The sequence below is a fragment of the Arthrobacter sp. SLBN-100 genome, from assembly GCF_006715305.1.
GTDB lineage: Bacteria > Actinomycetota > Actinomycetes > Actinomycetales > Micrococcaceae > Arthrobacter.
On the sequence record NZ_VFMY01000001.1, the window covers coordinates 3119720 to 3133255 of the forward strand.

The 13536-nt window shown below is 64.9% G+C and carries 11 protein-coding genes; 7 read left to right on the forward strand and 4 right to left on the reverse strand.

Features of this window, described 5'->3' with window-relative positions:
• Positions 1–3 precede the first annotated feature (3 nt).
• Genes FBY31_RS14385 through FBY31_RS14395 form a run of 3 tightly spaced genes read left to right on the forward strand, consistent with a single transcriptional unit; the run spans position 4 to position 3849 of the window.
• On the forward strand, positions 4–876 hold the full coding sequence (locus tag FBY31_RS14385; protein ID WP_142042267.1) for a fumarylacetoacetate hydrolase family protein: 873 nt from the start codon (positions 4–6) through the stop codon (positions 874–876).
• Positions 876–2627, forward strand: a complete 1752-nt coding sequence (locus tag FBY31_RS14390) for an FAD-dependent monooxygenase (RefSeq protein WP_142042270.1) — start codon at positions 876–878, stop codon at positions 2625–2627. The genes FBY31_RS14385 and FBY31_RS14390 overlap by 1 nt, the downstream gene beginning before the upstream one ends.
• On the forward strand, positions 2605–3849 hold the full coding sequence (locus FBY31_RS14395) for a DUF3500 domain-containing protein (RefSeq protein ID WP_142042273.1): 1245 nt from the start codon (positions 2605–2607) through the stop codon (positions 3847–3849). Before FBY31_RS14390 ends, FBY31_RS14395 begins: the two co-directional genes overlap by 23 nt.
• Before the next feature lie 109 nt (positions 3850–3958).
• Here FBY31_RS14395 and FBY31_RS14400 read toward each other — a convergent pair whose 3' ends face one another.
• Positions 3959–5029, reverse strand: a complete 1071-nt coding sequence (locus FBY31_RS14400) for a quercetin 2,3-dioxygenase (RefSeq protein WP_142042276.1) — start codon at positions 5027–5029, stop codon at positions 3959–3961.
• Between the two features lie 170 nt (positions 5030–5199).
• Here FBY31_RS14400 and FBY31_RS14405 point away from each other — a divergent pair, with 170 nt between their 5' ends.
• Positions 5200–6753: a carboxylesterase/lipase family protein gene (locus FBY31_RS14405; RefSeq protein ID WP_142042279.1), complete on the forward strand. Its 1554-nt coding sequence runs from the start codon at positions 5200–5202 to the stop codon at positions 6751–6753.
• A gap of 181 nt (positions 6754–6934) precedes the next feature.
• Here FBY31_RS14405 and FBY31_RS14410 read toward each other — a convergent pair whose 3' ends face one another.
• Genes FBY31_RS14410 through FBY31_RS14420 form a run of 3 tightly spaced genes read right to left on the reverse strand, consistent with a single transcriptional unit; the run spans position 6935 to position 8807 of the window.
• Positions 6935–7453: a gluconokinase gene (locus FBY31_RS14410; protein WP_142042282.1), complete on the reverse strand. Its 519-nt coding sequence runs from the start codon at positions 7451–7453 to the stop codon at positions 6935–6937.
• On the reverse strand, positions 7453–7764 hold the full coding sequence (locus FBY31_RS14415; protein ID WP_142042284.1) for a putative quinol monooxygenase: 312 nt from the start codon (positions 7762–7764) through the stop codon (positions 7453–7455). Before FBY31_RS14415 ends, FBY31_RS14410 begins: the two co-directional genes overlap by 1 nt.
• Before the next feature lie 8 nt (positions 7765–7772).
• Positions 7773–8807: a LacI family DNA-binding transcriptional regulator gene (locus FBY31_RS14420; RefSeq protein WP_142042287.1), complete on the reverse strand. Its 1035-nt coding sequence runs from the start codon at positions 8805–8807 to the stop codon at positions 7773–7775.
• Between the two features lie 242 nt (positions 8808–9049).
• Here FBY31_RS14420 and FBY31_RS14425 point away from each other — a divergent pair, with 242 nt between their 5' ends.
• The 3 genes from FBY31_RS14425 to FBY31_RS14435 all read left to right on the forward strand — a co-directional run bounded on the left by FBY31_RS14425 (position 9050) and on the right by FBY31_RS14435 (position 13530).
• Positions 9050–10402, forward strand: coding sequence for an NAD(P)H-dependent oxidoreductase (locus tag FBY31_RS14425; protein ID WP_142042290.1), 1353 nt, complete (start codon positions 9050–9052; stop codon positions 10400–10402).
• 90 nt (positions 10403–10492) lie between these two features.
• Positions 10493–11524, forward strand: coding sequence for a DctP family TRAP transporter solute-binding subunit (locus FBY31_RS14430; RefSeq protein WP_142042293.1), 1032 nt, complete (start codon positions 10493–10495; stop codon positions 11522–11524).
• A gap of 86 nt (positions 11525–11610) precedes the next feature.
• The gene (locus tag FBY31_RS14435) at positions 11611–13530 is read left to right on the forward strand and encodes a TRAP transporter large permease (RefSeq protein WP_142042296.1); all 1920 of its coding nucleotides are present in this window, start codon (positions 11611–11613) and stop codon (positions 13528–13530) included.
• Positions 13531–13536 lie beyond the last annotated feature (6 nt).

The following is a 13536-nucleotide window of genomic DNA, read 5'->3' on the forward strand; positions in this document are numbered from 1 at the left end:
CACATGCAGTTCATCGGCATCAACCACCACGGCGAACCCTGGGCAGCGGTCCTGCTGGAAACACGGGTGTTCCCGCTCGCCCCCGTCACCGACTTCTGGGCGGACCCGGAGGGCTGGCAAGACAAGGCTGTCCCGCTGGTCGAGGACGCATCAGCGTCCGACGCCGGTGCCTCGCTGGAGCGTGGGAGCGTCACCGAAGTGCCGCTCGTCCCCGCCTCGGCCCGGGTCATCTGCGTGGGCTTGAATTACAAAGCCCATGCAGCCGAGGGCAGCTACAAGGACCAGGACCTCCCGCCGTACCCCACCCTCTTCGGCCGCTGGACCGCGTCCCTCTCCGTGGGCAACGTCCCGGTTCCCGTCCCTGCCGGCGAAGGAGGGCTGGACTGGGAAGGCGAAGTGGCGGCCTACATTGGCCGGCGGGTGGAATCCGCGGACGAGGCAGAAGCTGAAGGATCAGTCTTCGGCTACTCCACCTTCAACGACATCACCTCCCGCACGGCCCAGAAGCTCACCTCGCAGTGGACGCTGGGCAAGAACGGCGACTTCAGCGGCCCGCTGGGACCGCTCGTCAGCCGCGACGAAGTGGGCGATCTCCGCGACGGCCTGCAGGTCCGCACCCGCGTGAACGGCGTCGAGGCCCAGAACGGCAACACCCGGGACATGATCTTCTCCGTTCCGGCCATCATTTCGCTGATCAGCCAGACCTTCACCCTGCACCCGGGCGACGTGATCGCCACCGGTACCCCGGAGGGCGTCGGTTATGCCCGCACCCCGCAGTGGCTGCTCCAGCCCGGCGACACCGTCGAAGTGGAAATCGACAAGCTCGGCACCCTCACCACCCCCGTGGGCGAACTGTCCCTCCGGAGCCGTGCCTGATGGTCACCCTCCATCTGCCACCGGCACACGATATCCCGGGGGAGGTGCAGGTGCTGATCGCCGGCGGCGGCCCCAGCGGGTTGTTCCTGGCGCTGGACCTGGCCGCCCGCGGCATTCCCAGCACTGTCATCGAGCCCCGCGACGCCGTGGACCACACCCGCCCGCGGGCCAAGACCACCAACGCGCGCACCATGACGCACCTGCGCCGGCTGGGACTGGCCGATGCTCTGCGTGGCGCCTCCCCGCTCCCGGTGGACTACGCACAGGATGTTATTTTCTGCACCGGCCTCACCGGAACCGCCGCGCATGAGCTGCGCCGGTTCCGGAACGCCTTCCAGTTGGTCCCGGGCCGCTACGCCCTCCAGCCTGAATGCGGGCAGCAGGTCCCGCAGCCGGCACTGGAGGAAGTACTCCGCGCCGCCGCGGCAGACAGTCCGCTGGTCACCTTCATCACCGGCTGGAGTGTGCAGACGGTCCAACCGGCAGCCGAAACCCTTGGAACAGAGTCGCCGCACGCCGTCGTGGTGTCCGGCCCTGCAGCGGACCAGCGCAGCATCACCGCTGACTATGTGATCGGCGCCGACGGCGGGTCCTCCGCCGTCCGCCGCAGCCTGGATATCCGCCTGGAAGGCGGGTCCGCAGCGCTGTCCAACATCAGCATCCTCTTCCGTTCCAAGGACCTTGCCTCAGCCGTGGCCCTTGACCCTGCCGTCCAGTATTGGGTGGTGGGCTCGGACACGGCGGGCATGGTGGGGCCGATGGACCTGGAAGACACCTGGTGGGCCATCGTCCAGGGCGTGGACCCTGACATCACGGTCAGCGCTGAGGACGCGGGCGCCATGGTCCGCTCGCTGGTGGGATCGGCCGTGGACGTTGACGTGCTGGCCACAGACCCCTGGACCGCGCGCATGCTGCTCGCCCCTTCATACAGCAGCGGCAGCATCTTCCTGGTGGGCGACGCCGCTCACCTCAACCCGCCGTGGGGCGGCCACGGCTTCAACACGTGCATCGGCGATGCCGCCAATCTCGCGTGGAAGCTTGCCGCCACAATCAAGGGGTGGGCGGGCCCGGCGCTTCTGGCCAGCTATGAGGAGGAGCGCAGGCCGATAGCTGCCAGGACCATCCGCGACGCAGCAGCCAACGGCAAAGCCCTGGCTTACCACTTCGCCGCTCCTGACCTCGCCGCCGCCGGCCCCGCCGGGGAAGCAGCGCGGCAGGCGGCACACGAGGCCCTGGCCGTGAAGCGCAGCGAGTTCGATTCCGTGGGGCTGGTGCTCGGTTACGCCTATTGGGATTCGGCGGTGGTGGTGCCGGACGGCGCACCCGTCCCGGCAGAGGACCCCATCCACTATGTTCCCTCCGCCAGCCCCGGTTCCCTGTTGCCGCATGCGTGGCTGGAGGATGCCACCTCGCTGTACAGCCGGCTGGGCCAGGGCTTCACGCTGCTGGCCGACGCCGGCACCCTGGGCGGGGTGCCGGCCGCTACGGCTTTCGCGCCGGTGCTGGCAGCAGGTGCCCGGCAGGGCATCCCGGTGACCGTTTCCGCCGTCGGGCCTTCCGACGACGGGATGCCACTTTCGGAACTGGCGGGAGCGGACGCCGTGCTGGTCCGCCCGGACCAGCACGTGGCGTGGCGGGGCAGTTCCGCCGACGCTGCCGCCGCAGCATTGTCCGTCGCCGCCGGCCGGGCGCCATCATCACCTGCTGAAGCCGAACCAAGGAGCTCCCGTGTCAACGCCTTCATTCCGTGATTTCCTTTTTGCCCCGGACCACCCGCGCGTGGCGGAGATCCGCGGCCTGGACGCGCGCGAGTACGCGGAGGCGGCCACCAGGGATTCCTTCGCCGGGCCCATGATCGAGGGCTGGAAGACGCTGTATCCGCAGCCGTTCAAAGGCATCACGAACGACGGCGTCCTCCGTCCCGGGCTGTATCCCCTCGCCCCTGCGCGGGCGGGGGAGGAGGCGCCCACCGCGGAGATGGCGGCTGCGGCCCGCAAGCTTTTGGACGCCCTGACCCTCGAGCAGGCGTCCCGGTTGAGCTATACAGTGGATGCGCCCGAGTGGCAGAGCTGGGCGAACCCGGAGTTTATGCAGCACGATACCGGGCTCCGCCTGGACGAGCTGGACGCGCCGGTGCGCGATGCCATATTCGCCGTGGTGGAAGCGTCCCTGAGCCCGGCGGGCTTTGAGCTGGTCCGCAACCTCATGCGGATCAACGGCTTCCTCGGTGACCTGGTGGAGTTGCCCCTGCTGATGAACGAGTTCAGCTACAACTTCGCCCTGTACGGCGAGCCGTCCGAGACCGCGCCGTGGGGGTGGCAGCTTTTTGGCCACCACGCCGCGCTGAACTGCCTGGTGGCCGGAACGCAGCTGGTGATCTCGCCGGTGTTTATGGGTGCCGAGCCGGACGTCATCGACGCCGGGCCGCACCAGGGTGTGGCTGTGTTCAAGGAGCGCATCGCCCTGGCCCGTGAACTGATGGGTGCACTGCCTGCTGTGCTCCGGGCTGAAGCCACGGTGTACGAGTCCATGGTGGACCCGGCGATGCCGGAAGGCCGTCTTCATGCCGGGGATGAGCGGCATCTTGGCGGGTGCTTCCAGGACAACCGGGTGATCCCTTACGAGGGCATTTCTGTTGCCGCTATGCCGGCGGAAGCCCGCAAGATCCTGGACGCGGTGGTGGAGGACTTTATTGCCTACCTCCCGGACGGGCCCAGGGCAGCGCGGCGCCGCGAGATCCAGGAGCACTACGACGAGACGTTCTTCAGCTGGATCGGCGGCTGGGAGGGGCAGGAGGCCTTCTACTTCCGGCTGCAGAGTCCCATGGTGGTCCTGGAGCTGGACCACCACACCGGGGTTTTCCTCAGCAACGACGAACCCGCTCCGTTCCACATGCACACCGTGGTCCGGACGCCCAACGGCAACGACTACGGCCGCGAGCTGGTGAAGCAGCACTCATCGGTTGCTCCGTAACCGCCTTTTTGAACGTCGAAAAGGGCATCTACGGAGCAGTCGATGGTCCACGGAAACCAAGATGGCCCGGACTTCCTGTCGGAAGTCCGGGCCATCTGCTTTGTAGACGCTAGGAGATTTCCAGCGCGGTCCGGCGCTGTGGCGGCGGGCCCACCACGGTCAGGTCCAACTCGGCCTGCGCGCGGCCGAAGCCTTCCATGTCCATGTAGGGCTCGCCGCCCTCGGTGTACATGTAGTCGTCGGTCGGCTTGTTGAAGTATTCAAAGAACCCGTTGAATACCGACGGCGTGAGGAAGCCCAGCATCTGGGTGTTGTGCGAGTCCAGGGCAAAGGAGTGGACAGTGCCGGCGGGGGCATGGACAAAGTCGCCCTTGGTCAGCAGCATTTCCCGGCCGTTGGCGTACAGCCACATGCGGCCTTCGGTGACGAGGAAGTTCTCGGTGTGCTCCGAGTGGAAGTGCAGCGGAATGTAGGGCGTCTTGGCGCCCTTGGTGTGCACCGCGAAGTAGTTCGAGCCGGTGTTGGCCGGCCGGGACAGGTAGGTGAACATGGTCTGGTAGCTGATCAGGCGCTCGCCCTCGTGCGCACTCAGGAAGTAAGGCCTCTGCGTGGGCGGCAGGCCGGCGTCGTGCTTGAAGGAAGGCTCCACGCGCTCAACGTCGGGGAAGGTGATGCCGAACTCGGCGCCAACTTCGGCCTGTTCCTGGAGGCTGGCCTTGTGGCCGGCCCGGACGGGCGGGATGTGGGCGTCAATGGGGGTGCCGACGCGCTCGTAGTAGGCCTCGGCGCCGCCCGGCGTCATCCAGTTGAGGAAGCGGGTGTAATGGCTGGCCATGCGGTAGGCATGGGGAGTGTTCGGCGGGATGACCACGGAGTCGCCGGGGGTGAGGATGCGGCTTTCACCGGACAGCCAGACGTGCAGGATCCCGTCGAAAACGTAAAGGGTTTTGTGCTCCACCTTGTGGCTGACGAACGGCGATTCCCGGCCCATTCCGCCGGAGATGTAGGCGGCGCTGAAGATTCCGCCGGTATCCGCCGCGCGGGCGATAACGGTGACCAGCTGGCCGTTGATCTCGTAGCGTGCGCCTTCGCCTGACGCCATGTAGTAGGGGACAGCTTCACCGGGCAGGGTGTTGGCCACCGGCAGTTGCTGGTTCATTTCCTCCACGCTGAGGGACATGGTTCCTTCTTTCCAGTCGTCCGGCTGCGCCGGGATGTGACCTCCATCATCACTCGTGCCTGCGTGTGACCACGAGCCGGAATTTCAATGGGTGAAAGCCCAAGTGTGCTGCTCCACCCATTGCTGGGATGCTGGCAGTCACACCTACGCCACCAGGAGTACCAGCCGGCATGACCCTCGCCACCAGCGCAGCCACCGCCACCACTGCCCAAGGAACCGTCCGCGGCGCAACCTCCTTGGTTGGTGGCCGCGGTGTCAGCTGCTTCCTGGGGATCCCTTACGCAGGTTCCCCGGCCGGGAAGCGCCGCTTCCTGCTGCCGGTCCCCGCGGAGGGCTGGACCGGAGTGCGGGAGTGCACGATGGCGGGACCCGCAGCGCCCCAGAACCCCGAGACTCCGGCTCCGCCTGGCCGCAAGCCGCGGACGTGGAGCGAAAGCGAATGCCTCAACCTGAACGTCTGGACGCCGGATTTGGCCGGTTCGGGGTTGCCCGTGATGGTGTGGGTCCATGGCGGCGCGTACGTTTCGGGCTCGGGCAGTGACGGAATGTGCGACGGCGCCAATCTCGCAGGTGCGACCGGCGCTGTTGTGGTGACCATCAATTACCGGCTGGGTGCGCTGGGTTTCCTGCACCTGGGTGAGCTGCTGGGACCTGAGTATGCCGACTCTTCGAACGTTGCACTGCTGGATGTGCTCGAGGCACTGCAGTGGGTCAAGAGGAACATTGGGTCCTTCGGCGGGGACCCGGACAACGTGACGGTCTTTGGTGAGTCTGCCGGGGCTGCCGCTGTGGGCACGCTGCTGGGAATGCCTGCTTCGCAAGGACTGTTCCGGCGGGCGATCATGCAGAGCGGTACGGCTGAGAGGTACCGGAGTGGGGAGGATTCTTCCCGGATCAGCCTCGAGTTCCTATCGCTGTGCGGGCTGGAGTCTGCTCGTGCCCGCGACTTGTTGACGCTCCCGGTGGAACGGCTGCTGGAGGCCCAGGAGCAGCTGGTGCAGCGGTTCGGGGCGCGCACCCACGCAGTGCCGCTGCCGTTCCAGCCCACGGTGGGAACGCCGTCACTTCCTGTGCCTCCGCTGGAGTCGGTACGAAATGGCCTTAATTCCGATGTTGACCTGCTGATCGGGACGAACCTGAATGAAGGGTCATTTGCCGTGGAGATGCGGCCGGTGGATTCGTCGGAGCCGTCCCCTGCGGAGCGTGCTGCAGCGGTGCTGGCGGACGCCGGGGCTGCCTTTGGACGGGTAGGGCAGTACGCGCAGGCTCTCGGTGCCGCCTTGGGGGCGGAGCCCAGCGGCAAACAGTTGCTGGAAGCGGCCGTTTCCGACGCCGTGTACCGGCAGCCCAGCAACCGCCTGCTGGATGCCCGGCAGGGGTGCTCGGGGAAGACCTTTTCCTATCTCTTCACCTGGCGCAGCCCTGCCATGGGCGGGAAGCTGGGCGCGTGCCATGCCCTGGATATCCCGTTCGTGTTCCGGCAGCTGGGCTCGCCCGAGGCGGCGTTCCTCACGCGGGGGACGGCGCCGGAGAGCCTAAGCGAGATGATGAGCACCGCCTGGGCCGCGTTCGCGCAGACGGGCAAGCCCGCCGCCGTCGGCTTGCCTGACTGGCCGCTTTATGGTCCGGGCCGCAGGACCATGATCCTCGACGAACCGCCACGGGTGCAGGACGATCCGCGCCGGGAACTCCGCGGGTTCTGGGCGGAGACGCCGGCAGGCTAGGGATAGGAGTGGTCTGCTGGCTTCTCCGTATCGCCCACCTGATGCAGGCGCCTACGTTGGGTGGTGCCGCCAGCGGCTTAAGCTGCTTGTCGCTGAGGAGCATTTCGGCTGTTGAGAGGATCATCAAGTGCCGTTGCAGACGACAGGCGGCTTCGCAGCCGCGCGCCTCAGCTTTGTCCTGTCAGCTGTTCTGCAAGACCTCGTGACGGTGTCCCAGCAGGGGGAGGATTCGGTTGACCGTCTCATCTATACCTTCTGATGTTGTCACCGTGATTCCGGCTTCATCCAATTCGAGAGGCTGGAGTGTCTCCAACTGTGAATCGAGGAGGGACGGGGGCATAAAGTGCCCGGGACGCTGGTTCAGCCGGGTTAGCAGGAGGGATAGCTCGACGTCGAGTTGAACGAAAATTGTGGCCGGAGCCTTGGCCCTGATTGCGTCTCTGTAGGCGCGTTTCAGTGCAGAGCAGGCCACGATGATCCCATCGGGATGGGTCGCAGCGAGTTCGGCACCGACAAGGCCGAGCCATGGCCACCGATCCTCGTCAGTCAGGGGGCTACCTGCAGCCATCTTGTTGACGTTGGCTTGGGGATGCAGTGAGTCGGCGTCGACGAACTTCGCTCCCAGATGGCGGGCCAACGCCTCGCCAACAGTTGACTTTCCTGCCCCGCACACGCCCATAACGACAATGACGGGCTCCACTACAGCGTCCCCTGCTGCGCTGTTCCGGCGGGAATCGGGGCGAGCCTGGTAACTTCCACGGGCCCGTCCAAGAGGCCCTCAAGTGAAGCGTTCAGGCGCTGGACGGGCTCTCCTGCCCCGTGTGCGTCCAGTAGTTCCGCGCTGTCCCACTTTTCGATCATGACGATCTGGCCGTTGGGAGCCTCATGTATGGCGTAGAACTGGCATCCCGCTTCCTCGTGAACCTCGGCGATGGCTGGGGCGAGGGCGGCAGTTACCTGGTTGAACGCCCCTTCTTTGGGGGTGAAGACGGCGGTAACGATGACGGTCATGGGGTTCCTTATCTGGTTGTGGTCAGCAGGAGCGGTGAGCAGCTGCTGCGTGGGACGAAGTCGGCTTTGACTTCGATGGTGCGGGGAGCGGGCGGGAGTTTGCCGTGCATGCGTCCGAGTACCAGCTCCAGCGAGTGGACTGCGAGCATGCCGATGGGCTGTCGGATGACGCTCAGCGGAGGGCTTATCAGCTCAGTCCAGGGATTGTCATCGAAGACAATCACCGACAGATCCTCGGGTATCTGCACGCCGATCTGGACCAGCCGGCGCACCGAGCTCTGAACCTGTGCTGTGTTGGCCACAATGAGCCCTGTAGGACGATCGGGAAGGGCAAGGAGCGAGCCCACCGCATCACCTCCGCCGTCTCCGCGGAAAGGGACATCGCGTATCAGCTGTGGATCGGTGCTGACCGAGAAGGCCTCGTGGGCTGCCCGGTATCCGTGGATCCTTGCCTGCCCGGTTGAGGTGCTGACAGGCCCGGTAATGAGGCCGATACGCCTGTGGCCCAGGTTGAGGATGTGTTCGGTGGCCCGCCGGGCGGAGTCGACGTTTTCGATGCTGACGACATCGACGTCTTCCAGTTCCGCGATGGTGCGGTCGACGAAGACAACGTTGACGCCCATGGATTGCAGGCGCGCCCATTTTTCAACGTTCGCTCCCGTGGGCGTAGCAATGACTCCGGCAACAGAACGGTCAAGCAGGGTGTCAAGGGAGTCAGCCTCGAGATGGGGGTCTTCCTGGGTGGTCATCACCACCACCTGCACGCCGTGGCTGCGGGCTTCCCAGACGATCCGGTCCGCGAGTTGCGCGAAGAATGGGTTGGCAAGATCGGCAACCACCAGGCCCACTGTCAGGGCCTGGCCCACACTCAGTTCGCGGGCTGCGGCGCGCGGCCTGTAACCAAGCTCATTAATGACCCCCAATACGGCTTCACGTTTCGCAGGCGCAACCGGGCCCGATTCCGGGTTCAGGACGCGGGATACCACGGAGACGGAAACGCCCGCCGCCGCTGCGACATCCCGAATAGTTGGCGCCTTCTTCACTGCTCCTCCTCTTCGAGGTCCGTACATGGCTGCCGGCAGGGGGACTCACCTGTCCGCGCTGTATCCCTTGCCAAGTAACCTTCACGGCCTTCCGTTGTGACTGTTGACACAGCCTAACACCGACTGGTACAAAAGTGGAACCGGTTCCACTCCGGTCCCAGAATTCCAGTTAGCGACGAAGAAGTTGCTCCGCCCGCTCGGCGGAGGGTCCTTCACGCTGAACGTAATCAGAGAGATCCCCAATGAACCTTCACAAGCTTCTTAGCGACCGCGAGCAAGAAGGCCGTCCCATCCGAGTCGGACTCATCGGAGCCGGACGGTACGGAACGATGTACCTGGCCCAGGCAAATAACATCCCCGGGATCCATGTAGTGGCGATCGCCGACATCAACGTCAAGCGTGCAGAAGGTGCCTTCGACCTCGTCGGCTGGCCGAAGAACCAGATCGCCCCGGACATCGCCACCGCATTGCGGAACCGCACCACGACGATCGTTGCAAACGCCGACGAGCTCTTTGACGTTGACATCGACATCATTGTTGAGGCAACAGGTAACCCAATCGTCGGCGTGAAGCACGCCCTGCGCGCCATCGAAACCAAAAAGCACATCATCATGGTCACCGTCGAGGCAGACGCCTTGGCCGGCCCTGCCCTGGCCCGCCGCGCCGAAGCTGCTGGCGTCGTCTACTCCATGGCCTACGGGGACCAGCCGGCCCTCATTATGGAACTTGTCGACTGGGCACGCACGAGCGGCTTCGATGTTGTCTGCGCCGGCAAGGGTGCCAAGTTCCTTGAGCACTACCACGAGATGAACCCGGACAACGTCTGGGAGAACTGGGAGTTCTCCAAGGAACTTACCGACTCCGGGCAGCTGAACCCGAACATGCACACCTCCTTCCGTGACGGCACCAAGGCTTCCATTGAGATGGCCGCAGTTGCCAATGGGGCCGGATTGGTGCCCTCAGACACCGGGCTGACCTTTACGCCCGGGGACGTCGAGGAAATCGCCACCATCTGCCGTCCCGCAGAGGCCGGGGGCGTCCTCGCCCACGAAGGCAGCGTCGAAGTCATGTCCAGCGTCAAGCGCGACGGCACATGGATTCCCCACAACACCCAGGAGGGCGTGTTCGTCGTTGTGAAGGCCACCAACGAATACGTCTCCGGCTGCTTTACCGAATACCCCTGGCACCCGGACCCCACCGGCCAGTACGCAGCGCTGTACCGGCCCTACCACTACGTGGGACTGGAACTGAACATGTCCATCGCCAACGCGGTGCTCCGCGGGGTTGCCACGGGTTCCCCGATCGGGTTCTTTGGCGACGTCGTGGCCACGGCGAAGAAAGACCTCAAAGCCGGCGAGTTCCTGGACGGCGAAGGTGGGTACACGGTCTGGGGCCAGCTGGTTTCGGCCAAGCACTCCGTCGCAACCGGCGCGCTGCCGGTGGCCCTGGCCCACCACGTGGAACTGCGCAACGACGTTCCCAAGGGCGGGATTGTGGGCTGGGATGACGTCATCATGGACGAGTCCCTGGCCCAGGCCCTCGAACTCCGGCGGGAAACCGAAGCCCTCGTCGGGGAATCCGTCCTCAGCGCCTGAACTTTCCCGCACAGGCGGACGCGGCGTGAACTTCAACCGATGCGGTTCACGCCTCCGGAAAAGACACCTTCCAAAGAAGAAAGGCATCACATGAAATCCAAGACCCGCGCCCTCACGGGAGTGCTGGCATGCACCCTCGCGGCTTCAGTCCTCGCCGGATGCGCCTCTGCGGCCCCGGCGGGATCTGGAAGCCCGGCAGCCAAGATCCAGCTCTCCATCCCGGACCCGCTCACCTCCTCTGTCGGCGTCACGGCCCAGCACTTCGCTGAGCAGGTCAAAAAGTCGTCCAACGGATCCGTCACCGTCACGGTGGTTCCCAACGGGACAAGCTTCAGCGGCGACCAGAACGCGGCCGTCACACGCCTTCAGGGCGGTTCCCTCGACGCGCTGATCCTCTCGACGTCTGTTTACGCGTCCGTCGTACCGGAAATGAATGCCATCAGCATCCCGTACCTCTTCAAAGACACCGCCGAGGAGGCCGCCTTCCTCAGCGGGGAGCCGGGTGAGGCGCTGAAGGACAAGCTCGCCAAGAAGGACACTGTGGCGCTTAGTTTCCTCACCAGGACCGGCCGCGAAATCACCAACTCCGTGCGTCCCATCCAGCAGCCTTCGGACTTGAAGGGACTGAAGATCCGCGTCCCCGGCAACACGTTGTGGACCGACTACTTCACCAAGCTCGGCGCCAGCCCGACAACCATGGCCTTCTCGGAGGTGTTCACCGGCCTTCAGACCGGCACCATCGACGGGCAGGAAAACCCCATCGAAGTACCATGGACCAACAAGTTTTCAGAAGTCCAGAAGTACGTCTCGCTGACCAACCACATCAACGACGCCTGGGTCCTGGCGCTGTCCTCCAAGAAGTGGGACAGCCTGTCCGAGGACCAGAAGAAGGCCGTCACCGAAGCCTCCACAGAGACCGCCACCTTCAAGACCGGTTATGACGACGAGCAGTCCAAGAAGCAGCTGGACGAGCTCAAGGCCAAGGGCATGCAGGCCAACGAGGTTACCGCTTCCGGGCTGGAGGAATTCAAAGCCGCTTCCAAGAGCCTCTATCCGGAGTTCTCCAACCTGATCGGCAAAGAGTTCTTCGACCAGGCCATAGCCTTCACCGCTAAGAAGTAGCACTTACGGGCCCGGGGGCGGCACCACCGCTCCCGGGCCTTCCCACCGGATCCCACTCTCAACGTCGACAGCCTGGAAGAGGACAAATGAAACACATCACTACGCCCGAGGAAATAGAGGAGGTCATCCCCTCAGACGCGGAAGAAATCCTCCACCACGGCCACGTTCCACCCCGGTGGAGCGGCGCACTTTGGTTCGATAAAGCCCTCGAAGGGGTGGTCGGCGCGGCCATCGTCGCAGAGCTCGTCGTGATCCTCCTGAACATCATGGTCAGGGTCATCACCGGCGATTCGGTGCTCTGGACCCAGGAAGTCTCCGAAATCGCGCTCCTGACCATTGCGTTCATCGGCGGCGCCATCGCCTACCCCAAGGGCGCGCACATGTCCGTCCAGGCCCTCATCATGCGGCTCCCCGCGGCGTGGAAACCCTACCTCGCGGCCCTCGTGGACTGGCTCGTCCTGGTCATGAGCGCCGGCACCTTCGCCCTCTTTGTTCCCACCCTGCTCCAGCAACTCGAGGAGAAGACGCCGATCCTGCAACTGCCCGTCTTCTGGGTTTCGCTGCCTTTCTCCATTGGCATGGTCCTCATCGCCTGGTTCGCCCTGCTGAAACTGTGGCGCCAGGAACGCCGCCCCGTACTTACCGCCGCGGGCATGACCGCTGTCCTGTTTGTCCTCGTCCTCGTGGCCCAGCCGATCTTCTACTACGCCTCACCGAACGCCCTCCTCGCCGTCGTGCTCGCAGTCCTGTTCATTCTGCTGTTCCTCGGCCTGCCCATCGCCTTCGTTCTCGCGCTGGCCTCCGGAATCTACCTGTACCTTGGCGGCATTTCCGACGTCAGCGCCATCCCCATCGGCATGGCCTCCGGCGCCAAGGGTTTCGTCCTCCTGGCCATCCCGTTCTTCATCCTCGCCGGCACCGTGATGAACTCGGCCGGACTGACCCTCCCGCTGGCCAGGCTCGTCGACGCACTCATCGGACACCTCCGTGGCGGACTCCTCCAGGTGGTTGTGGTGACGATGTACATCTTCTCCGGCATCTCCGGTTCAAAGGTCGCGGACGTCGCGGCAGTTGGCACCACCATGCGGGGAATGCTCGAAGAGCGGAAGTACCCGCGGGGTGAAGTGGTGGCAGTCCTGTCCGCCTCCGCCATCATGGGCGAAACCATTCCGCCGAGCATTGTTTTGCTCATCCTCGGATCCATCACCACGATCTCCACTACCACCCTCTTCCTGGCCGGCTTCCTTCCGGCAGCCTTCCTGGCCCTGGTGGTCATGGCACTCGTCTTCCTCCGCGCCAAGAAGCAGGGCGGCATCGCCAGCCCGAAGGCCACCTGGCGGGCGCGGGGCGCAGCGACGTTCTTTGCTATCCCGACGCTGCTGCTCCCGGTGGGCATGGTTGTCGGAATCCTCAGCGGTTTCGCCACCCCCACCGAAGTGTCCTCCGTGGCGGTCGCCTACGCCTTCATCCTCGCCGCGGCGTACCGGCGCGGCAGCAAGCGCCTGCTGGGTGACACGCTGCGGGAAACCACCACGACGGCGGGCATGGTGCTGTTCATCATCGCCGCAGCGTCACCACTGGCCCAGACGCTCGCCGTTGCCGGGGTCTCCCAGCAGATCCATGACCTGATGTCAGGACTGGGAGACTCGCCGCTGCTGTTCATGCTCTTCACCATCCTGCTGCTGGTCATTATGGGCCAGCTGCTCGAGGGCCTCCCGGCCGTCCTGATCTTCGCACCACTGCTCCTTCCGATCGCCGTCGACTTCGGCGTCAACCCAGTGCAGTACGCCATGGTCCTGATCATCTCCATGGGCATCGGCTCCTTCGCGCCGCCTGCCGGCGTCGGTTTCTACGTAGCCTGCGCCACGGCGCACGAAACCGTGGAAAAGAGCCTCAAACACTTCTGGCCCTACCTGATCGCTGTATTCCTCGGGCTGCTGGTGCTCGCCGCCGTCCCGTGGTTCAGCACGTTCCTGCCCGCACTTGCCGGACTCATCCCCTTCTAAAGAGCC